At 63.7% G+C, this 21,298-nt stretch carries 20 protein-coding genes and 1 pseudogene; 9 read left to right on the top strand and 12 right to left on the bottom strand.

Annotated elements, in window-relative coordinates; genetic code table 11:
- The first annotated feature begins 33 nt into the window (after window positions 1-33).
- Together AC0L3S_RS03115 and AC0L3S_RS03120 are read left to right on the top strand one after the other, a co-directional pair.
- Entirely contained in the window at window positions 34-444 is a 411-nt protein-coding gene (locus AC0L3S_RS03115; protein WP_473278054.1) for a HesB/IscA family protein, read from the top strand.
- Window positions 445-606: 162 nt separating this feature from the next.
- Window positions 607-1,062, top strand: coding sequence for a TfoX/Sxy family protein (locus AC0L3S_RS03120; RefSeq protein WP_473278055.1), 456 nt, complete (start codon window positions 607-609; stop codon window positions 1,060-1,062).
- A 3-nt stretch (window positions 1,063-1,065) separates the two neighbouring features.
- Here AC0L3S_RS03120 and fabA read toward each other — a convergent pair.
- From fabA to AC0L3S_RS03140, 4 genes and pseudogenes are all read right to left on the bottom strand, one after another.
- Window positions 1,066-1,595, bottom strand: a pseudogene (gene fabA, locus AC0L3S_RS03125) (bifunctional 3-hydroxydecanoyl-ACP dehydratase/trans-2-decenoyl-ACP isomerase).
- Window positions 1,596-1,703: 108 nt separating this feature from the next.
- Window positions 1,704-2,771 (bottom strand): GGDEF domain-containing protein, encoded by a 1,068-nt coding sequence (locus tag AC0L3S_RS03130; RefSeq protein ID WP_473256948.1) that lies wholly within the window; start codon window positions 2,769-2,771, stop codon window positions 1,704-1,706.
- 165 nt (window positions 2,772-2,936) lie between these two features.
- The gene (locus tag AC0L3S_RS03135; protein WP_473278056.1) at window positions 2,937-4,505 is read right to left on the bottom strand and encodes a DEAD/DEAH box helicase; all 1,569 of its coding nucleotides are present in this window, start codon (window positions 4,503-4,505) and stop codon (window positions 2,937-2,939) included.
- A gap of 298 nt (window positions 4,506-4,803) precedes the next feature.
- The gene (locus AC0L3S_RS03140) at window positions 4,804-5,769 is read right to left on the bottom strand and encodes a helix-turn-helix transcriptional regulator (protein ID WP_473278134.1); all 966 of its coding nucleotides are present in this window, start codon (window positions 5,767-5,769) and stop codon (window positions 4,804-4,806) included.
- Window positions 5,770-5,978: 209 nt separating this feature from the next.
- Between AC0L3S_RS03140 and AC0L3S_RS03145 the strand changes: the two genes are divergently transcribed.
- On the top strand, window positions 5,979-7,493 hold the full coding sequence (locus AC0L3S_RS03145; protein WP_473278057.1) for a caspase family protein: 1,515 nt from the start codon (window positions 5,979-5,981) through the stop codon (window positions 7,491-7,493).
- A gap of 66 nt (window positions 7,494-7,559) precedes the next feature.
- Here the strand turns inward: AC0L3S_RS03145 and AC0L3S_RS03150 are convergent, their stop codons facing one another.
- Window positions 7,560-7,694 carry a hypothetical protein gene (locus AC0L3S_RS03150; protein WP_456764490.1) on the bottom strand — a complete coding sequence of 45 codons (135 nt, stop codon included), beginning with the start codon at window positions 7,692-7,694 and terminating at the stop codon, window positions 7,560-7,562.
- Window positions 7,695-7,813: 119 nt separating this feature from the next.
- On the opposite strand from AC0L3S_RS03150, the gene AC0L3S_RS03155 reads away from it, so the two are divergent.
- Both AC0L3S_RS03155 and AC0L3S_RS03160 read left to right on the top strand, forming a co-directional pair.
- On the top strand, window positions 7,814-9,070 hold the full coding sequence (locus tag AC0L3S_RS03155; protein ID WP_473278058.1) for an FAD-dependent oxidoreductase: 1,257 nt from the start codon (window positions 7,814-7,816) through the stop codon (window positions 9,068-9,070).
- A gap of 179 nt (window positions 9,071-9,249) precedes the next feature.
- Window positions 9,250-10,020 (top strand): outer membrane protein, encoded by a 771-nt coding sequence (locus tag AC0L3S_RS03160; RefSeq protein WP_473256943.1) that lies wholly within the window; start codon window positions 9,250-9,252, stop codon window positions 10,018-10,020.
- A 108-nt stretch (window positions 10,021-10,128) separates the two neighbouring features.
- On the opposite strand, the gene AC0L3S_RS03165 is transcribed toward AC0L3S_RS03160, so the two are convergent.
- The 4 genes from AC0L3S_RS03165 to parE form a co-directional block, all read right to left on the bottom strand.
- Window positions 10,129-10,899, bottom strand: coding sequence for an SDR family NAD(P)-dependent oxidoreductase (locus tag AC0L3S_RS03165; RefSeq protein ID WP_473278059.1), 771 nt, complete (start codon window positions 10,897-10,899; stop codon window positions 10,129-10,131).
- Window positions 10,900-10,920: 21 nt separating this feature from the next.
- Window positions 10,921-11,106 carry a hypothetical protein gene (locus AC0L3S_RS03170; protein WP_007591540.1) on the bottom strand — a complete coding sequence of 62 codons (186 nt, stop codon included), beginning with the start codon at window positions 11,104-11,106 and terminating at the stop codon, window positions 10,921-10,923.
- A 233-nt stretch (window positions 11,107-11,339) separates the two neighbouring features.
- The gene (locus AC0L3S_RS03175; protein ID WP_473256941.1) at window positions 11,340-12,128 is read right to left on the bottom strand and encodes an outer membrane protein; all 789 of its coding nucleotides are present in this window, start codon (window positions 12,126-12,128) and stop codon (window positions 11,340-11,342) included.
- A gap of 434 nt (window positions 12,129-12,562) precedes the next feature.
- Window positions 12,563-14,605 carry a DNA topoisomerase IV subunit B gene (parE, locus tag AC0L3S_RS03180; protein WP_473256940.1) on the bottom strand — a complete coding sequence of 681 codons (2,043 nt, stop codon included), beginning with the start codon at window positions 14,603-14,605 and terminating at the stop codon, window positions 12,563-12,565.
- Window positions 14,606-14,878: 273 nt separating this feature from the next.
- On the opposite strand from parE, the gene AC0L3S_RS03185 reads away from it, so the two are divergent.
- The 3 genes from AC0L3S_RS03185 (at window position 14,879) to argC (ending at window position 17,296) form a co-directional block, all read left to right on the top strand.
- Window positions 14,879-15,409: a DedA family protein gene (locus tag AC0L3S_RS03185; protein ID WP_473278060.1), complete on the top strand. Its 531-nt coding sequence runs from the start codon at window positions 14,879-14,881 to the stop codon at window positions 15,407-15,409.
- Window positions 15,410-15,632: 223 nt separating this feature from the next.
- Window positions 15,633-16,301, top strand: a complete 669-nt coding sequence (locus tag AC0L3S_RS03190) for an FMN-binding negative transcriptional regulator (protein WP_473256938.1) — start codon at window positions 15,633-15,635, stop codon at window positions 16,299-16,301.
- The gene (gene argC, locus AC0L3S_RS03195; RefSeq protein WP_473278061.1) at window positions 16,298-17,296 is read left to right on the top strand and encodes an N-acetyl-gamma-glutamyl-phosphate reductase; all 999 of its coding nucleotides are present in this window, start codon (window positions 16,298-16,300) and stop codon (window positions 17,294-17,296) included. The genes AC0L3S_RS03190 and argC overlap by 4 nt, the downstream gene beginning before the upstream one ends.
- Before the next feature lie 148 nt (window positions 17,297-17,444).
- Here the strand turns inward: argC and AC0L3S_RS03200 are convergent, their stop codons facing one another.
- The 3 genes from AC0L3S_RS03200 to AC0L3S_RS03210 form a co-directional block, all read right to left on the bottom strand.
- On the bottom strand, window positions 17,445-18,212 hold the full coding sequence (locus AC0L3S_RS03200; protein WP_473256936.1) for an outer membrane protein: 768 nt from the start codon (window positions 18,210-18,212) through the stop codon (window positions 17,445-17,447).
- A gap of 181 nt (window positions 18,213-18,393) precedes the next feature.
- Window positions 18,394-18,792, bottom strand: a complete 399-nt coding sequence (locus AC0L3S_RS03205; RefSeq protein ID WP_007591527.1) for an MAPEG family protein — start codon at window positions 18,790-18,792, stop codon at window positions 18,394-18,396.
- A 65-nt stretch (window positions 18,793-18,857) separates the two neighbouring features.
- The gene (locus tag AC0L3S_RS03210; RefSeq protein ID WP_473256935.1) at window positions 18,858-20,666 is read right to left on the bottom strand and encodes a PHA/PHB synthase family protein; all 1,809 of its coding nucleotides are present in this window, start codon (window positions 20,664-20,666) and stop codon (window positions 18,858-18,860) included.
- A 253-nt stretch (window positions 20,667-20,919) separates the two neighbouring features.
- Here AC0L3S_RS03210 and AC0L3S_RS03215 point away from each other — a divergent pair, with 253 nt between their 5' ends.
- Window positions 20,920-21,195, top strand: a complete 276-nt coding sequence (locus AC0L3S_RS03215) for a hypothetical protein (protein ID WP_473278062.1) — start codon at window positions 20,920-20,922, stop codon at window positions 21,193-21,195.
- Window positions 21,196-21,298: the final 103 nt, after the last annotated feature.

The following is a 21,298-nucleotide window of genomic DNA, read 5'->3' on the forward strand; positions in this document are numbered from 1 at the left end:
TGAATTCGCTCGGCAACGGACCACATCACTGACATGACACAGATATCGTCGGGCTCGACACCAGCATCCACTCCAAAGCCGCGGCGGCCCCGCCCGCAGGTGATGCGGCTGACGGACGCTGCTGCCCAGCGCATCAACGAGCTGACCCAGCGCGCCGATTCCGAGATCGTTGGCCTGCGCGTCGGCGTCAAGAACGGCGGCTGTGCCGGTCAATCCTACACCGTCGAATACGCCCATGATGTTCGTCCGACCGACGAGGTCGTCGAGGACAAGGGCGTCAAGATCCTGATCGATCCGAAGGCCGTACTGTTCCTGCTCGGCACCGAGATGGACTACAAGGCCGACAAGATGCAGGCCCAGTTCGTCTTCAACAACCCCAACCAGATCTCCGCCTGCGGCTGCGGCGAGTCGGTCGAGCTGCGTCCGGCGCAGATCGACGGGTAGTTTTCTCACGTTGCTCTCGTATCCCGGACGCGCTGCAGTGCGCTTGCGTTGCTGCGCAGAGACGGGACCCACGCTATGGTCACCAGTACAAGACGCTGGGCCCCGGCTCAGCAGCGCACCGTTTCACGCTGCGCTGCGTCCGGGGCACGAGAGAGCCTGCCCATGGACCGCGGATTCCTGATCGACCTGTTCGCCGATTTCGGCCCCGTCGCCATCCGGAAAATGTTCTCCGGCTACGGCATTTCCGCCGACGGCATCAACTTCGCGCTTGCCTTGCGCGCCGGCCTGTTTTTCCGCGCCGACGAGGTGACCATCCCGGATTTTGAAGCGGAGGGCTCGAAGCCGTTCCAATACGCGACCCGCGCCAAGACCGTGGTGGTGAACTCCTATTGGGAGCTGCCCGCGCGCTTGTTCGACGATTCCGCGGAACTCGCGCAATGGGCGAGGGCGGCTCTCGCCGCCGCCCAGCGCGCCAACGTGAAGAAGCGACCCAAGGCGAAGGAGGCGGTAAAGAAGCCAGCGAACAAGCCGGCGAAGAAGGTCGCCAGGCCTGCGAAAGCGGCGAAGAAAGTCGGCAAGAAGAGCCCGGCCCGCAAGCGCGCCACGCGAAGGGCTTGAGGTTCACTCCACGGCTTTGGTCAGACCAACCCGCATGTCCTTGGCGGTGAAGACGCAGATGCCGTCGGCCAGCACGCGACCGTCGGCAATACCGAGCACCAGCTTGCCGCGCCGGACCATCCTCATGGAGACTTCGTAGCGCACGCGTTGCGCGTTCGGTGTGACCTCGCCCGTGCACGCGACCTCGCCGACGCCGATGGCGCGGCCCTTGCCCGGGGAGCCCGACCATCCCAGCCAGTAGCCGACCATCTGCCCATGGCATCCAGCCCCAGAGACGCCGGCATCGTGGCATCGCCGCGAAAGTGGCAATCGAAGAACCAATGGCCGGGCGCGATGTCCAGTTCGCCGACGATGTGGCCCTTGCCGAACTCGCCGCCGTCCAGGCTGATTTCCGTGATGCGGTCCATCATCAGCATCGGCGGCGCCGGCAATTGCGCATTGTCTGGGCCGAAATAGCCGCCCTCGCTCGATCTCAGCAGCTCGTCCCTGGTGTAGGACGGTTGCGGTGAGTGAAAATCATGCGGATTGGGCAAGACGACAAGTCCTCCGGATGCGCGCGGGCGGACACCTCAAGGCGGCGAGGGAGATGTCGTTCGTCAGGTCAGAATGTCAAGCGCGGGTGGCGGTGCGCGGCTTCGGCGTCACGCCACCCGGTTGTGCGTCTCGACCGCGAATTCCGGATCGGCCTCGCAGATCACGCGGTTGCGGCCGTTGCGTTTGGCGGCGTAAAGGCAGGCATCCGCGCGTTCGATCAGCGCCTCGGTGTCGTCGCCCTGCTTGAGCATGGAGACTCCGACGGAGATGGTGACGCGGCCGAGGATTTCGCCGGTCGACTTCTTCTTCAATTCCTTGGCCATCACCGCGCGGCGGATGTGATCGGCCACCGTGAGGGCCTGGCGCAGCGCGGTGTTGGGCAGCACGACCGCGAATTCCTCGCCGCCATAGCGGGCGGTGATGTCCTGGCCCTTGATGGTCTGCTTCAGCGACAGGCCGACCAGCCGGAGCACCTGGTCGCCGGTGAGATGGCCGTAGGAATCGTTGAACGACTTGAAGTGATCGATGTCGACCAGCAGCAGCGACAGCGGCTCGCCGGAGGCGAGCGCGCCTTGCACGGCCATGTCGATCATGCGATCGAAATATTTGCGGTTGCCGAGCCCCGTCAGCGGATCGGTCAGGCTCTCGGCGCGGATCGCCTCCAGGCTCTGCTGGAGGTTGCTGATCTCGCTCTTCGAGAGCGTCAGCCGGTCTTCCAGTGCCTTGTTGGTCTCACGCATCTCGCTGGTGGAACGCAGCAGCGTCTCGACGATCGACTTGATCTGCTCGCGGCTCTTGGCCGATGACAGCTTTTCGGTCGCGCCCGACAGACTGGCATCGTAGGAGCCGGTCATCCCGAGCGCGTCGCCCAGGACCTTCATCACGTCGTCGATCTCGCCGATGACGCGCGCGCCGACCTTGTCGATGCGGTCGGTGGTCTTGATGTGGGAGAGGTAGGTCTCGTAGATCTGATCGAGATCGGCTTCGGTCAGCTTGCCGCTCCGCGCCAGCGTCTCGTTGATGATCTTGTTGAGCGGGGCGTTGTAGCCGGTGGCGTAGACGTACCAGATCTCGTAATTGCGGGGAATTGCCGTCTGCCGTAGCGACCGGATCTGACCGAGCGCTACCTCGGCGAACGCCATCGTGCGTTCGTGTTCGTCGAGCACCTTGACCACGGAACATACCCCACAACGATCGGCGCGCCGTCGACCGCAGCAATACTTAAATTATGTTCGTAGGCTAACGGACGATCGTGAACGCCCCGTAAATATACGTCCACGAATGCATCCGAAAAAGTGCGCGCCGGCTTGGTTTCAACCAAAGCCGGAGCACATCGTGCTTCAGGCCCCGGCGGGGGAGCGAACCGGACGCAGCAGAAATGCCGGCAGATGCGAGTGGTCGCCCGGCTCGCTGTCGGCCTCGCGTTGCCGACGCGGCTCGGGACGGCCGATCGATGGCACATGCGACGGATTGGCCTGCTGGCGCGCCCCGTCACGCGGCTCGGATGATGGCTTGCCTTCACGCGCAGGTCTGCCTTCACGGGGAGGTCTGGCTTCACGCGGAGGCCTTGCCTCGCGCGCGGGCCTCGCTTCGGAAACGGGCCTTGCTTCGGGAGCGGGTCGTGCTTCGGCTGAAGGCTGTGCCTCGCCACGTGGTTCGCGCGGCTCGTGGCTGCGCTCACGATCACGGCCGCGTTGCGGCTTGCCGCGAGCGCCGCCTGAACGTTCACGGCCGCGCTGCTCGCGCGGACGCTCGCCAGCATCGGAAGCATCCGTGCGGACTTCGAAATCGCCTTCGGCGCGCGGAATGCTCTGGCCGATCAGCTTTTCGATCGCCACCATCGACTTCTGGTCGAGCGGCGTGACGAGCGAGATCGCCATGCCGGACCGGCCTGCGCGACCGGTGCGGCCGACGCGGTGGACGTAGTCGTCGGGATGGTGGGGAACATCGAAATTGAAGACGTGGCTAACCTCGGGGATGTCGAGGCCGCGGGCGGCGACGTCGGATGCGACGAGGAGGGGCAGCTCGCCCTTGCGGAACTGCTCGAGTGCCGCCGTGCGGGCCGACTGGTCCATGTCGCCGTGCAGCGCGCCGACGCTGAAGCCGTGCTTTTGCAGCGATTTGTGAACGACGGCGACGTCGCGCTTGCGATTGCAGAAGATGATCGCGTTCTGAAGATCCTTGGCCTCGCGCAGCAATCGGCGAAGCAGATCGCGCTTCTCATGCGCCTCGCGCCCGGCCGGGACCTGACACTGCGTAACGGTGACAGCGGTCGTGGCGGGCTTCGATACCTCGACCTTCTGCGGATTATGCAAGAAGGTTTCGGTGATGCGCCGGATCTCCGGCGGCATGGTCGCGGTGAAGAACAAGGTCTGCCGCGTGAACGGGACGAGCTTGCAGACGCGCTCGATGTCGGGAATGAAGCCCATGTCCAGCATGCGGTCGGCTTCGTCGATGACGAGCAGCTCGACGCCGGTGAGCAGCAGGCCGCCGCGCTCCGTGTGGTCGAGCAGGCGGCCGGGAGTAGCGATCAGCACGTCGACGCCGCGCGTCAGCTTGGCATCCTGGTCGCCGAAGGAAACGCCGCCGATCAGGAGGGCGACGTTGAGTTTCTGACCCGCGCCGTAGCGGTCGAAGTTTTCCTTCACCTGCGCCGCGAGTTCGCGGGTCGGCTCGAGGATCAGGGTGCGCGGCATGCGCGCCCGGGCGCGACCCTTTTCGAGGATGGTGAGCATCGGCAGCACGAAGGCTGCGGTCTTGCCGGTGCCGGTCTGGGCGATGCCGAGCACGTCCTTGCGAGCGAGGACGTGAGGGATCGCCTGTTCCTGAATGGGGGTGGGGGTGGTGTAACCGGTGGCCGCCACTGCGGCGAGGACTTTTTCGGATAGTCCGAGATGGGTAAAAGACATTGAGCCTCTGGTCGAAACCGCCGTTCGGAATCGAGGGTAATAAGGCTGTCGCGTTCCACCCCGAAACGGCGCGCTCTCAAAGAAGCTGGGGGTGCTGACTCACGCGAACAAAGCGCCAGGCTCAGGAATCGCTCTTCGATCTGAGCCGCGTCGCCACGGAACATAGGGCGGAATCGGCCAAAGTCAATGGAGCAGGCGCGGGAAGGCCCTAAAAAACCTGAGGTTTTCGCCCAAATAGCGGGCGCGGCTGCGGTTTTCCGCCCAATCCGGCGATCGGCCGGAACGGCCCAAACGTCGGCTAGCCCCCCTCCGGCCCCTGCGCGCGGAAGTCGCCGGGCGCCATCCCGTAAGCGGCATTGAAGACCCGGTAATAGGTCGCGAGGCTGTCGAACCCGCAGGAGGTCGCGATGTCGGCGATCAGCCGCTCCGGGGCTTCGCGCATCAAACGGCGGCTCTGGTTCAGGCGTTCGTCCGTCACGGTTTGCGAAAAACTCCTGGCCGCGCTTTCGAACAACATATGCAGGTGACGCACGGAGACGCCGAGCAGGTCGGCCACCATCGTCGGCGCCAGATTTGGGTCTTGCAGGTGACGCGCGATCAGGCGCCGTGCGTGCGAGAGCCGGGCGGTCCGCAGTGCGGCCTGCCCGAGGCGGCTGCCGGGCCGCAGGATGCCGCGCTCGATCAGCGCCAGATGGGCTAAAGCCTGGACGAGGGAAGCGGCATCGGCGGCGCCGTCATCACCCGCGGCAACCTGGCCGAGATCGGCAAAGCAGGCGCCGAGCAGAGGCGTCAGGGTGGAATCGTCGAACGTCCGGGGCGCAAGCTCGCGCATGCGCTTGTCCTGTGTGGAGAGGCCGCTCAGCGGTACCTTCAGGATTCGCAGGTGGAAGCCTCCCGTGCCCAGCGGCTCCGCGCGATAGGGCTGGTCGGTATGGCTGGTGGCGAAGCTGCCATTGGCGATCGTGAAGTCGCTGCCGCGCATGCCGCCGAACCAGGCGCCGCTGCCGAGCTGCTGATAGACGCAGAGGCTGTCGCCCGGCGCGTGAGAGATGTCGGTCGTGCTGCGCTCGACCGTGTAATGGGAGGCCTTCAGCTCGACCAGGCCGGCTCCGCCAAGCTGGCGCAGCGAGAATTCGCCGAAGAAGTCCGCGCGGCGTTCGCGTTCGAGTTCGACGGTGACGCCGAACAGGCCCTTGGCGCGCACCTCGCGCCAAAAGTCGAAGCGGTCGTGCGGCTCGACCTCGTCGGTGCACCAGCGATACACGGCGGCCCCCACTTCCAGCGGAATTGCCCACAAGAATTCACCGAGAAAAAGCAGATTCCGGTGGCATCTACCATAGGCTAGACGACAGACCTGACTCCTCAGGGCTGTTGAACCAGCGATGTGGCTGGGCCGACTATCACATCAACGACGCGGTTCCCATGAACCGCTGTTCGAAGGAACCGGCGTGGGCCGTTCTTGAGGGATTTTCGATGACGCGTCGGCTTTTCAGAGTACTGGCAGCGCTTGGCCTCGCGGCCGGCCTCAGCGGTATCGCGCTTCCCGCCTGTGCCGAGAAGCGCGTTGCGCTCGTCGTCGGCAACAACGACTACAGGAACGTTCCGAAACTGCTCAAGGCGGTCAACGACGCCCGCACCATGGGCGATACGCTGAAGCAGCTCGGCTTCTCGGTGATGGTCGCCGAAAACCAGAGCCGGCAGCAATTTTCGGAGACGCTGCTCGCGTTCGATCGGACGATCGAGCCCGGCGACACCGCGTTCTTCTTCTATGCCGGCCACGGCTTCGAAATCGCAGGCCAGAACTATCTGCTGCCGACGGACGTGCCGGCGGCGACGGAAGGGCAGGAAGAGCTGGTGCGTGATGCCTCCATCCTGGCCGATCGCATCGTCGAGCGCCTCCAGAACAAGAAGGCGCGAACCTCGATCCTGGTGTTCGACGCCTGCCGCAACAACCCGTTCGAGCGCAAAGGTACCCGCGCCGTCGCCGGTGGCGGCGGGCTTGCCCCGATGGTGCAACTGCCCGAAGGCGTGTTCTCGGTCTTCTCCGCGGGCCCGCGCCAGACCGCGCTCGACCGGCTCTCCAACGACGACGCCAATCCCAATTCGGTGTTCACGCGCACCTTCGCCAAGGAGTTGCTCCAGCCCGGCGAGAACCTGGTGCAAGTGGCGCAGCGTACGCGCCGTCTCGTCAGCGAGATGGCCGACACCGTCAAGCACAGGCAGGTGCCGGTCTATTTCGATCAGATGGTCGACGACGTCTTCCTCAGCGGCATCGCCAAGGACGCCGCCGCGCGCCCGGCCGATCCGCCGGCGCAGAAGCTCGCGGCGCTGCCACCGGTGTCGGTGCCGCGCGTGCCGAAGGAGGAGACCACCAACGCGCCGATCGCGAGCTTCTCGCGCCACAATGGCGGCTGGAGCGTGGTGTTCTCCTTTGCCGATCCGACCCTCGGCGTTTCCTGGCGCATGGCCGGCAATGGCGATTTCCGCGAAACCGGTTTCATCGATACGCTCGACCCACGCACGCGCAAGAGGATGCCGAACCCATCGATCGAATTGCCGCCGGACGCGCAGGCCGGCACCATCGAGGTCCGCTATGTCGACCAGTCCGGTGACATGCAGGGCCCATTCCCGATCAGGTTCGATCCCGAAGCCGCGCTGATCCGCGACCAGCGCAAGATCCTCGACATGACCGCGACGAGCTGGCTGTCATTCCGCGAGTTCAACGGGCTGCTGGTCTACTACACGCACCTCGTGTCCTACCGCTGCGCCATCCGCGAGGTGCGCATCGGCATCGACACCGCCGTTCCGAACCAGCTGTTGAAGATGCCGGGCTGCGACATGCGCGATCCCAGCGCGATCAGCGCCGGCATGCCGCTCTACATGAAGCTCGCGCCGGCAACGCAGTTCATCTCGGTGGAGCTGACCTATCGCGACGGCAGCGTGTCGGAGATCAAGAGCTTCCGCAGCGCGAACCGCAGCAACAACTGATGACGCGGGCGAAGGCGTCGCGCACGCTTTTGCTACCCGCTTCCTGATGAAGCGCTTGAGCTTGTCCTACTCCTCGTAGGGATAACCGTTGTGTTCGATGCGCACCGGCGCAAGCGGCGGCCTGCGCGGTGCGATCATGATCAAGACGAAAAGCACGTTGATCAGGATCCAGACGCCGAGCAGTATGAGGATTGTCTGCACTGCAATTTCCTGAATGAGTCGGAATTGACGGCAAGGCTAACGGCCATTCACAACTGCGGCAAATGAATCTTGTTTGCTGCACTGCACGCAAACCTTGACCCGTAAATGAGGACCCGGCCGTGAAACCCGATACGTCGCAGAATCCCCAGGGCTCTTCGTTGAAGGTCCAGTGTTGCATCGTCGGCGGCGGACCGGCGGGCATGATGCTCGGCTATCTCTTGGGGCGCGCCGGCATCGATGTCGTCGTGCTGGAGAAGCATGCGGATTTCTTCCGCGACTTCCGCGGCGACACCGTGCATCCCTCGACCCTCCAGGTGATGGACGAGCTCGGTCTGATCGACGGATTCCTGAAGCTGCCGCATCAGCGCCTGCAGAAGATGGACGGCCTGTTCGGCGGTACCCCCGTTCGCATCGCCGATCTCAGCCGCCTCCGCACCAAGTTCCCCTTCATCGCCTTCATGCCGCAATGGGATTTCCTGAATTTCCTGCGCGAGGCCGGCCAGCGCTTCGCCTCGCTGAAGGTGATGATGAACACGGAGGCGGTCGATCTGATCCGCCACGGCGAGACCATCGCCGGCGTGCGGGCGAATACGCCGGACGGTATCGTGGACATCGAAGCCGATCTCACCATCGCCTGTGACGGTCGGCATTCGACCGTGCGCCAGCGTTCCGGCCTCGAGGTCGAGGAGATCGGCGCGCCAATGGACGTGCTGTGGTTCCGCGTCGGCCGCAACGCGAACGAGACCGAAAACCTGTTCGCGCGCGTCGAGCCCGGCAAGATGATGATCACCTTCGACCGCGGCGACTATTGGCAATGCGCCTATGTCATCGCCAAGGGACGATACGACGCGGTGAAGGCGAGGGGATTGCAGGCGCTGCTCGACGACGTCGTTCGCATGGCGCCGGTCCTGAAGAGCGGCATCGCGGATGTGAAGAGCTTCGACGATTTCAAGCTGCTCACCGTCGCGATCAACCGCCTGCCGCGCTGGACGCGGCCGGGCCTGCTTCTGATCGGCGACGCCGCACATGCGATGTCGCCGGTCGGCGGCGTCGGCGTCAATCTCGCTGTGCAGGATGCGGTCGCGACCGCAAACCTGCTGGCGGACAAGCTGCAGCGCGGCTGCCCGTCGGAGAACGAGCTCGATGCCGTGCGCCGTCGCCGCGAATTCCCGGTGAAGATGACGCAGCGAATGCAGATGATCGTGCAGAACAATATCATCAGCAGCGCTTTGCAGGGCGACGACCGGCCGCTGAAAGTGCCGCTGGTCCTGCGCCTCATCACCGCGCTGCCGTGGCTCCAGGGCATTCCGGCGCGCCTGCTCGCCCTTGGCGTCCGGCCCGAGCACGTGCAGTCGAAGGCTGCGCCGGCACGGTAGCGCAAGGACCCGGTAGGGATAACGCGGCGTTAAATCGCGCTCGGCGCGTTGCCTGCGTGCAACAGCGCAAACGGATTAAAGGCGCGCTGCTTGCCAATCCAACGTCTTAACTGTCTTGATTCAAATTTGAGTAAGACCTGCGTGTGAGCGTGCACCCATCAAAGGACACGGGGTGTACCATGCGTAACAAGTTGATTGCCGCCTTCGCCTGCACGACCGCTCTGATTTCGACCGGCGCCGCTTCCGCCGCCGATCTCGGTGCACGGCCCTACACAAAGGCGCCGGCCTATATGGAGTCGATGTTCAACTGGACCGGCTTCTATGTCGGCGGCCACATCGGCGGCGCATGGACCAACGAGCAGTTCATCAACAACGGGACCGGCGCACCGTTCGGCGATCTGACCCCGGGGCAGGGCTACCGTCAGCGCAACTCCGGCATCCTGGGCGGCGCCCAGATCGGCTACAACTGGCAGGCCAACAACTACGTGTTCGGTATGGAAGGCACGATCTCGGGCCTCGACAACAAGGGCTCGTTCTTGAACACCGCGTTTGGCGCGGGTGACGACGTGTTCTCCTGGCGCGCCAATGTGCTTGCCACCGTCGTCGGTCGCGCGGGCTTCGCCGTGCAGAACAACCTGTTCTACATCAAGGGCGGCTATGCCGGCGTGAACAACCGTCTCTCGGTCACCGACACGGTCGGCGTGGCCACCGGTTCTGGCGGTCAGACCCATTGGGCCAACGGCTGGACCGTCGGTGCCGGCTGGGAATACGGCATCACCCGCAACTGGATCGTCGGCCTCGAATACAACTACGCCGCCTTCGCCAGCCAGACCTATCAACTTGGCGGCACGTCGGGCAACTACAGCTTCGATGCCAAGCCGCGCGATCTCCAGTGGGCCGTCGTGCGCGCCAGCTACAAGTTCGACGCGCCGGTCATCGCCCGCTACTGAGTGGGTCAACGAACGACCAAGCAGCCATAAAAGACGATCACTGCCCAAATTTAAAAGCCCCGGCATTGTCCGGGGCTTCTTTTTTGTGTGCAGATTATCGCGTACGGCCTACGCCATCACCGAGAACCCGCCGTCGACGGGGATCGCGGTGCCGGTGACGAAGTTGGAGGCGGACGAGGCAAGAAACACGGTGATGCCGGCGAAATCGTCGATGTCGCCCCACCGCCCCGCAGGCGTGCGTGCCAGCACCCGCTCGTGCAATCCTGATACCTGCTGCCGCGCGCCGCGGGTCAGGTCGGTGTCGATCCAGCCCGGGAGGATGGCATTGACCTGGATGTTGTCGGGCGCCCACGCATTGGCGCAGGCGCGCGTGTACTGAACGATGCCGCCCTTGCTCGCCGCGTAGGCCGTCGCGAAGCTCGCGCCGAAGATCGACATCATCGAGCCGATGTTGATCACCTTGCCGTTGCCGGACGCCTTCAGCGCCGGATAGGCCAGCTTCGAGCACAGGAAGGCGCTGGTGAGGTTGGTGTTGATCACCGTATTCCACTCGTCGAGCTCGAGCTCGTGCGGCGGCTTGCGGATGCTCATGCCGGCATTGTTGACGAGGATGTCGATGCGGCCGAGATCCCCGACGACACGCTCGATCATCGCGGCGATTGCAGCCTTGTCGGTGACGTCGGTGGGAACACTGATCGCCTTCACACCGCGTTGACTGAGATCGGCGACGGCCGCGGCGGATTTGGTTTCGTTGCGTCCGACCACGGCGATGTTGGCGCCGGCGTCGGCGAGGCCACGGGCCATGCCGAGCCCGATGCCGCCATTGCCTCCCGTGACGATCGCGACCTTGCCGCGGAGATCGAACCGACTGGTTGTCATGCTGCTATTCCCTGGTTTCTTCTATTGGTTGCTCTGCCAGATCAGCACCAGCCCGAAGCCGGCCATGGCTGCGCCATAGCCGGCCCATTGCAACTGGTTGACCATGAAGCTCGATCGCGGCCACGCGACGGTGCCCGTGCCCTGTCCGATCCAGAGCAGCCCGACGGCGAGGGCAAACAGGCCTGCTACAAGCAGAAATCTGCGCATGCATTCCTCCCCATGGGTCCGCTTCTGTCGTGACGCGGTCCATCAATGACGTCTGCGCTCACGAAAGCTTGGCCTACACAGTAGCCGGCTTCGATTTAGATACAATGGTTTGGGACAAGGACGGAGGTGAGCGCTCGGATTGCTGAAGGCCAGCTTGGGCGCTCGATAACCCCAAACGAAAAAGCCCCGGACCATGCCGGGGCTTTGACGTCTGAAGATTAGGTCAGATCGGATCAGTACTTCGCGACGACCGGACCGGTCCAGTTGAAGCGGTAAACCAGCGAAGTCGAGATCGTCTGGTTCCAGGTGTTGGCGCGGATGCTCTGACCGACCGCGACGTTGCCGACATCGGTCAGGATGTCCTGGGTCTTGGCGTTGTAGAAGGACGAACGATATTCGGTCTTCATGAACCAGCCGGGCGACTGGATGCCGAAGATGTTCAGGTTGTTCTCGACGCCGCCGCCGACGAACCAACCGTTGCGATTGTAACCGTTGAGATGAACACCGGCGGGAACGCCAGCCAAGGTCATGAAGTTCGTGCTGCCGAAGTGGGCGCCCGAGTAACCGCCGTTAACGTAGGAGAGAACGTTCGGAGCAACCAGCCAGCCGAGGCGCACGCCCGCAGCCCAGGAGTCTTCCAGCTTCTGGTTGCCGGTGATGCCGCCGAAGAGCAGGGGATCTTGAATCGTAGCACGGATGCTGCCGAACTGACCGTCAGCGAACACACCGGCGACCCAGGTGCCGCTGAACTGCCAGTCGTAGCCGAGACCGACGGTGCCAAACCAGCCCGAGCCACCCTGGCGCTGATCGATCGTCAGGGGAACTGCGCCGACCGTGGTCTGCACGCGCTGGTCAGAGGCCGAGAGACCGCCGCCGGCGCCGCCGAAGAGGTAGAAGCCGGTCCAGCTGGCGACGGGAGCAGCCATCGGGGCCTTCACGTAGGGGCGGGCGCCAAGGTCAGCGGCCGAGGCCGAACCGGTCATCGCGGCAACCGCGGTCAGTGCGAGCAAAATCTTCTTCATCTTAAATTCCCCAAGCTTTGGTCTGTCTGGAAGGCGCGAGCGCACTGAAGTCCGTGTGATCTGATGTCCCGGACTATAGCTACTTCTCTCCGAAATGCTGTTGCAGAGCAGGCACAGTCGCCGGGAAACGCCGCACGGCAGGGATTCTGAGCGTCGTCGTTGGAATGCAAAATAAGTACGTATTATCAATGCAGTACGTCGAATTTTGCGATCTGTTTTTTGGTAGCTTCTCGTTAGTGAATCCGGCTTTGTCCGAAATGGAGGCAATCCTGCATCGGCCTGGCTCGATGAGTCGTTGGCCGAGTCGCGACGCGACAAGGCGGAGAATCAGTGGAGATGAGGCGGGGTAGGGAGGTTGCCGTCCCCAAAAACAAAAGAGCCCCGGGCTTCGTGCCGGGGCTCTTGATGGGATCCGACCAGGCAGCGCCCGCGGATCAGACGTCCAGCAGGTCGTCATTGGCGAATTCGGCCTTGTCCGAGATGAACGCGAAGCGGGCTTCGGCCTTGGTGCCCATCAGGCGCTCCACCGAATCCGCCGTGGTGTCGCGGTCGTCGGCGAGCAGAACCACTTTCAGCATGGTTCGCTTGGCCGGATCCATGGTGGTTTCCTTGAGCTGCGCCGGCATCATTTCGCCGAGGCCTTTGAAGCGATTGACCTCGACCTTGGCATTGGCGTTGAATTCGCTCTTGATCAGCGCTTCCTTGTGCGCGTCATCGCGGGCGTAGACCGATTTCGTGCCATTGGTCAGCTTGTAGAGCGGCGGCACGGCGAGGAAGAGGTGGCCTTCGTCGATCAGCCGCGGCATCTGCCGGTAGAAGAAGGTGATCAGCAGCGAAGCGATGTGGGCACCGTCGACATCGGCGTCGGTCATGATGATGATGCGCTGATAGCGCAGATCCTCCTCGCGATACTGCGCGAGCATCCCGCAGCCGATCGCCTGCACGAGGTCGGCGAGCTGCGTGTTTGCCGTCAGCTTGTCCTTGCCGGCGGACGCGACGTTGAGGATCTTGCCGCGCAGCGGCAGCACGGCCTGGGTCTTGCGGTCACGCGCCTGCTTGGCGCTGCCGCCGGCCGAGTCTCCCTCGACGATGAAGAGTTCCGAGCCGTCCAGACCGGCATCGCTGCAATCGGCGAGCTTCCCGGGCAGGCGCAGCTTCTTGCCGGCCGTCTTGCGCGCGGTCTCCTTCTCTTGCCGGCGGCGCAGCCGCTCCTCGGCGCGGTCGACCACGAAGTCGAGCAGCCTGTTGGCCTGGTTCGGATTGCCCGACAGCCAATGGTCGAACGGATCCTTCATCGCCTGTTCGACGATGCGCTGCGCTTCGGCGGTGGCGAGACGGTCCTTGGTCTGGCCCTGGAATTCAGGTTCGCGCACGAACACCGAGAGCATCACGGCTGCACCCACCATCACGTCTTCAGACGTAATGGACGACGCGCGCTTGCCTTGGCCGACGCGTTCGGCGTGGTCTTTCAGGCCGCGCAGCAGCGCGCTGCGCAGGCCGGATTCGTGCGTGCCGCCGTCGGGCGTCGGCACGGTGTTGGTGTAGGAGGACAGGAAGCCGTCGGCATCCGCGGTCCAGGCGACCGCCCATTCGCAGGCGCCATGCGCGCCGTTGCGGCCCGACTTGCCGGAGAAGATGTCGGGGTGCACCAGCGTGTCGGCATGGATCGCCGCCGCCAGATAATCCTTGAGGCCGCCAGGAAAGTGGAACGTCGCTTCCGCCGGCACGTCGTCGATGCCCTTGAGCAGTTCGGGCGCGCAATTCCAGCGGATCTCGACACCGCCGAACAGATACGCCTTCGAACGCGTCATCTTGAACAGGCGCTGCGGCTTGAACGCGGCCTTGGCACCGAAGATGTCGGTGTCGGGCTTGAAGCGCACGCGGGTTCCGCGGCGGTTGTTGATCTTGCCGAGATCCTCGAGCTTGCCCTTCGGGTGCCCGCGCTCGAAGGTCATGCGATAGAGTTTCTGGCTGCGCGCGACCTCGACCTCGAGCAGCGAAGAGAGGGCGTTCACCACGGAGATGCCGACGCCGTGCAGGCCGCCCGAGGTCTCGTAGACCTTGGAGTCGAACTTGCCGCCCGAGTGCAGCGTGCACATGATGACTTCGAGCGCCGACTTCTTCGGGAATTTTGGATGCGGATCGATCGGGATGCCGCGGCCGTTGTCTGTGACGGTCAAAAAGCCGTCCGCGCTCAACTCGACTCCGATGAAGGTCGCATGCCCCGCGAGCGCCTCGTCCATCGAGTTGTCGATGACTTCGGCGAAGAGGTGATGCAGCGCCTTCTCGTCGGTGCCGCCGATATACATGCCGGGCCGGCGGCGCACCGGTTCCAGACCTTCGAGCACCTCGATGTCGGCTGCGGTGTAGTCGGCTTCGGCGCCGCCCGCGCGCGCGGCTGCTTTGCCGGGACGAGGCTTCGGCTCATCGCCACCGAAAAAATCGTCTTTTGCTTTGGGCTTCAACTGCTTGGACATATATCTTTATGCGTTTTGAGGGCCGCATGAACGGCGAATCGGTTGAGCCGACTATGCCACTTCTGACCTGGAAAGGTTATCGCAGGGCGGGCCGGGCGGTGTGGTTGGGAGCCAATCCCGGCGATTTTACGCCGCAGCCCCATCAATTCCCGGCAATGTGACGTTCCGGTCCGGTCTGGATCGGACTTTGTGACTTGATGTCACACAAGTCCTTGGCTTACCAGTCCTTTTCATCGAGCAGCACCTTCGGGCAGGGCGGAAAGGCTATTTTGAATGGAGCAGTTTGCGCACGCGCTGGCCGATTTCGTGCGCGCTCACCAGACTTGGGCAGCTCCCATCGTGTTTGCGCTCGCCTTCGGGGAGTCGCTCGCCTTCATCTCGCTGCTGATCCCGGCCTGGGGCGCGTTGGTCGCTATCGGCGCGCTGATCGGTGCCAGCGGCATCAGTTTCTATCCGGTCTGGATCGCCGGCGGCATCGGCGCGGCGCTGGGCGACTGGGTCTCCTACTGGTTCGGCTATCGCTACAAGGAGAAGGTCGCCCAGATGTGGCCGCTCTCGCGCTATCCGGAACTCCTGCCCAAGGGTGAGGCTTTCGTGCGCAGCTGGGGCGTGCCGAGCATCTTCATCGGCCGCTTCTTCGGCCCGTTGCGCGCCTCCGTGCCGCTTGCAGCCGGCATTTTCGAGATGCCTTATTGGAGTTTTCAGGCCGCAAATTTCGTCTCGGCGCTGGTCTGGTCGGCGGCGCTGCTGCTGTTCGGCGACGTGATCGCGAAGATCATGGAATGGATCTGGCGCGTGGTGTGACGTCCGAACCTTGACGCGAACCGCATCTGGCCTTATAGCCCCGCGCCATGATCAACGCCGCGACCATCCTGTTCGCCCGTCGCCGCCGCCGCAGCTTTGCGGTTTGGGCGGTCGATCGCGTTTGAGATCATCGTCTTTGCCGCTGGATCCGGTCCGCGGCATTCTCTCTCCTGTCAGTGCGATCTGATCCGGCGGCCCCCAAGGAGGCCAGCAGGAGACTACGATGTATACGCCACCCTTTTTCAAGCAGGACCGCGCCGCGAGCCTGAAATTCGCCGACATGCGGGGCTTCGGCACCATGTGCGCCTTCGACGGCCACAAGCCCGTGGCCTCGCCGCTGCCGTTCTATTTGACCTATGCCGCGGACGGCACGCCGCAGGCCGCCTTTCACGTAGCCCGTCACAATCCGCTGCTAAAGCTTGCCGACGGGACGACCTCCTGGCTGCTCGCGGTCAACGGCCCCGATGCCTACGTGTCGCCGGACTGGTACGTCTCGCCGGATCAGGTGCCGACCTGGCTGTACCAGTCGGTCCATCTGACCGGGCCGGTGCGGTTGTTGTCGGATGGTGAACTGGCCGTGCAAATCGATACGCTCAGCAACAAGTTCGAGAACTGGCTGTTGCCGAAGAAGCCGTGGACGTCGGGCAAGATGACGGCCGGGCGGCTCGAGGCGATGAAGAAGGCGATCGTGGGTCTGGTCATGACGGTTGAGGAGGTCGAAGCCAGCTTCAAGCTCAACCAGCACAAGTCCGACGCCGACTATACGGCGATCGCCAATGCGCTTGGCGCGCAAGTCCATGCCGACGCCAGGGAGATCGCACAACTGATGCAGGACGTAAGGCCCGAGGCCTTCGCATCCGAAACCAACATGCTCGAAAGGAGCGCGCCATGACCTTTTCTGAAGCCAGTCTCGTTGACACCAAAAATGCCCCGAAGACGGGCGCTGCGACAAAGCCCGCCACCGTCTTCGTCGACGGCGGCTCCGGCACCACCGGCCTCGGCATCAACGAGCGGCTGAAGCTGCAGAGCGACGTGGTCGTGAAGACGATTGCCGAGGACAAGCGCAAGGATCCCGCGGCCAAGAAGGCGCTGATGGAGGAGGTTGATCTCGTCATCCTCTGTCTGCCCGACGATGCTGCCAGGGAAACGGTTGCGCTCATCGACAGCATGGGGCCGTCGGGCCCGAAGGTGCTGGATGCCTCGACCGCGTACCGGGTCGCGCCCGACTGGGCCTATGGTTTTCCGGAACTGACGCCGGATCAGGCCGGCAAGATCAAGGCTGCGAAGAAGGTCTCCAATCCCGGCTGCTATCCGACCGGCGCGATCGCACTGCTGCGACCGATCGTCGATGCCGGCTTGCTGCCTGCGGACTATCCCGTCACCGTCAATGCGGTGAGCGGCTATTCTGGCGGCGGCAAGTCGATGATCGCGAGTTTCGAGGACGGCGGCGCGCCGTCCTTCGAACTCTACGGCCTCGGCTTCGAGCACAAGCATCTGCCGGAGATGCAGCTCTATTCGAACCTGACGCGGCGGCCGATCTTCATCCCGTCCGTCGGCAACTACCGGCAGGGCATGCTGGTGTCGGTGCCGCTCCAGCTCGACACGCTGCCCGGCAAGCCCAGCGGCGCCGATCTCCAGGCCGCGCTGGCAAAGCGCTACGCCGGCTCGAAATACGTCTCGGCGATGCCGCTTCAGAACGAGGCGGCCAAGGGCGGCAAGCTCGAGCCGGAAGCGCTCAACGAGACCAACACGCTCGAGCTCTACGTCTTCGCCAGCGACAAGTACCATCAGGCGGTGCTGGTCGCGCGGCTCGACAATCTCGGCAAGGGCGCGTCCGGCGCGGCCGTGCAGAACATGCGGCTGATGCTCGGATTGCCGGAGGAGTAGGAGCAATCTCGTGCCCCGGACGCGGCGCAGCGCCTCTCGGCGATGCGCTGCAGAGCCGGGGCCCGCGCCTATTGTCCTGCTTAAGCTTTCTGGGTTCCGGCTCTGCGGAGCAGCGCTACACGCTGCGCCGCGTCCGGGACACCAGACCTCAATACTTCGCGATGATCGGGCCGCCGAACCTGTAGTTGATGCGGGCGGTGATCAAGTCGACGTCCTGGCCAATGCGGTCAGTACGTGAGAACGTACCGACGGGTGCCAGCGCGCCGTTGGAGGTAAGCGTGACGTCGTGGCGGCCCATGAACAGATGGTCGTATTCGACGCCGACCGACCAGTTCGGCGCAAAGCCGTATTCGATGCCGACGCCGACCGTGCCGCCCCAGCGGGTATCGTCGGCACCGTCGAACTCGGCTCCGGCCAGACCGCCCGTTCCGATGCCGCGGTAGCGGTTGCGGGTGACGGCGGCGCCGCCCTTCACGTAAAGCAGTGCGCTGTTCCAGGCGTAGCCGACCTGGCCGGTGAACAGGCCGAAAGCATCGACACGGGTGCGGTTCGCGACGCCGAGCACGGTGCTGGCGTTCCGGCCGGAGAGGTCCGCCCAGTCGCCCTGCGCTTCGAGGCCGAATACGAAGGCGCTGCTCTGCCAGCGATATCCGATCTGGCCGCCGGCGACGGCGCCCGTCGCGTCATGGCAGCCTTCCGCAACGCCGGCGGCGAAACCAACGGTCTGGTCCCAGCAATTGCGTGACGAGCCATAGCCGCCGTTGGCGCCAATGTAGAAGCCGCTCCAATCATAGATCGCCGCGATCATCGGCGGCGCCTTGGTGTAGGGACGTGCGGCGAGATCGGCGGCACTGGCCTGGGTGGTGACGGCTGCGAGCGAGAGTCCGGCGAGCGCGGATGCAATCTTCCAATTCATATCTGCCCCGAATCATCAATGAGATGACCAAATATACCTGTGGATGGGCGATCCTTCGTGTCAGTCTACCGATGGCATCCCTGTTTTTGTCGCACTGTCATCCTTTGGCAACACCAGCAGCCGGGCAGGCTTTCGAGGATTTCACTCCTTGGTTGCAGGCGCTGAGCCATCGGAGATGCGATCAAACCACCTTGAAGATCGCGACGGCCAGCACGGCCTGGGCGATGAAGCCGACGGTGAAGGCCAATGTGCGGAATACCGGGATCCCGAGCGCATAGACGATCAGATGCGCAACGCGCGACCAGAAATAGACGGCGCAAGCAAGCACCGTCCATTTCGAGGAGTAGTCGATCGCGTTCAGGATCAGCACCAGCGGCGCGAACAGGACGAGGTTCTCGACGGCGTTGTCGTGCGCGAACATCAGCCGGTTCGCCCATTCCGATTGCGGCTTGTCGGTGCGCGAGGGATTGGCCATCGCGCCACCGAGACCGCGAATCTGGCAGCGGTTGATGGTGTAGGGAATCCAGAGGATTCCGGTCAGGACCACCGTCAGTGTCAGCCAGAACAATTCACGCGTCATAACCCGGTCCCCTCATCAAATTCTGCTGCAGGCGTGGAGCTTATACGAAAGCGCGGAAGATTCTGCTATGCGCGAACCCTGACATAGCTGCCGGGCGCGTCCTCGATCGGGGGAAACGCCTCGCTGCCGACCGTGCGGGCCGGGACTTCCTCGGGATCGAGTGCGCCCAGCCATTGCCGCCAGTCCGGCCACCACGAGCCCTTGTGCTCGACCGCGCCCTTCATCCACTCGGTGACGTTGGCGGACTTCAGGTTGTCGTTGGTCCAGTACTGGTATTTGTTCGAGGCGGGCGGATTGACCACGCCGGCGATATGGCCCGAGCCGGACAGCACGTATTTCACCGGACCGCCGAAGAACTGGGAGCCGTACAGCACCGATTCCGCCGGCGCGATGTGGTCCTCGCGCGTTGCGAGATTGTAGATCGGCACCATGACCTTGGAGAGATCGAGCAGGGTGTTGTCCAGCACCAACGTGCCGGTCGAGAGCCGGTTCTCGAGATAGCAATTGCGCAGATAGTACGAATGGTTCGACGCCGTCATGCGCGTCGCGTCCGAATTCCAGTGCAGCAGGTCGAACGCGCTCGGCTGCTGGCCCTTGAGGTAATTGCTGACGACATAGGACCAGATCAAATCGTTGGAGCGCAGCATGTTGAAGGCCATCGCCATCTTCGAGCCTTCGAGCACGCCCGCCGCCTTCATGTCCTGCTCGAGCGATGCGATCTGCTCCTCGTCGACGAACACGAGCAAATCACCGGCATGGGTGAAGTCGACCTGTGCCGCGAAGAACGTCGCGGATGCCACGCGCTGGCGGCGCTTCTCGGCGAGCCAGGCCAGCGTGGTCGCGAGCATGGTGCCGCCGACGCAATAGCCGGCGGTGTGCACCTTCATCTCGCCGGTAACCTTCTCGATCACGTCCATCGCCGTGAGCGGGCCTTCCTTCATGTAGTCTTCCCAGCTTTTGGCTCCGAGACGCTTGTCGGGATTGACCCATGAGATCACGAACACGGTGATGCCCTGATCGACGCACCACTTGATGTAGGATTTCTCCGGCTTGAGATCGAGGATGTAGAATTTGTTGATCCAGGGCGGGATGATCAGGAGCGGCGTGCGCAGCACCTTCTCCGTCGCCGGCGCATACTGGATCAGCTGCATCATCTCATTCTGGTAGATCACCTTGCCCGGCGTCGTCGCCATGTTCACGCCGACGACGAGATTGTCCGGATCGGACTGACGGATCTTCAACGTGCCCTTCCCGGCGGCAATGTCCTCGGCCAGCATCTTCAGGCCGCGCGCGAGATTTTCGCCGCTGCTGGCTACCGTCGCGCGCAGCACTTCCGGATTGGTCAGCACGAAATTGGACGGCGATATCGCGTTGGTGACCTGCTGGACGTAGAATTCGGCCTTGCGGCGGGTCTGCGGATCGAGCCCCTCGGCGTCCCGCACAAGCTCCTGCGCAAATTTGGTCGTGAGCAGGTAGAGCTGCATCATGAAATCGAAGAACTGGTTCGACTTCCATTCCGGATCGGCAAAGCGCTTGTCGCGCGGCGAGGGCGCGATCGCAGGCGGTGCGTCCTGACCGGCCATGCGGCGCGCCGCCGAGCCCCAGAGGTCGAGATAGTCCTTGGCGAGCTTGGTTTGGAGCTCGGAGGCCCGCGACGTATCCGACAGCCAGTATTCGGCGACGGCGGTGAAGGTCTTGACGACCTCCGTAAGCTCCGCCGGCGGACGATCCTGCACCTCGCCGCTCTCGCGCGGCTTCAGGTACGCGGCGAGCGCCTTGCCGCCGCTTTCCATTGCCCGCGCGACATTCATCGCGAAGGCTTCCGCATCGAACTTCGTCTCGGGTTTGGGCGTATCGGTCGTGGCCATACTCATGAGGCGAACAGTAACGATTCATTCCGTATTCGTCACCGCGAAGCTCGCATGTTTGGCGTTAAACACTCTCGAAGATGTGTTGCAGTGCGACAAATTTTCTTGGTTCCGTCACAATCGAGCCGCACCGCTCGGCTTGGTGGACTGGGCTATTTTCTCGCTCGCACCATTTGGGCAGCAATGGTTTGAGCTTGGGCGCGGACTTGGGTAAGGTTGCCCCGGGGCCGTGCTTTGGGACGAAGTGGGGATTTCCCTAGTGTTGGCGTTGAGGGACCTGCAAAAGTCGCGGCGGATCTGTGGCGCGCTGCTGATGGCGACGCTCACCTTGGGCGGCTGCTCGAGCCAGCTCGCGGATATGACGCCTTCCGATGCGCAAGCGCATCCCAGGGAGGCTGGTAGCTATCTGCCGGTGCACGATCTGCCGCCAGATCGCGATCAGGCGGTCATGCCGCCGGACCAACGCGCCAAGATCGAGGCCGAACTTGCTGCCGCGCGCGACCGTCAGGCGGTTGCCACCAAGGACGCGAAATAGGGCGCCGCAAGGTAATCGCTGGCGCCTCCGGCTCGCCGTGCTAAAAGACCTTAGTTCAGCCGAGAGTCAGGGCGAACGACTTCAGTCACCGTTGTCGATGATT

The organism is Bradyrhizobium sp. Ken01 (genome assembly GCF_055807355.1).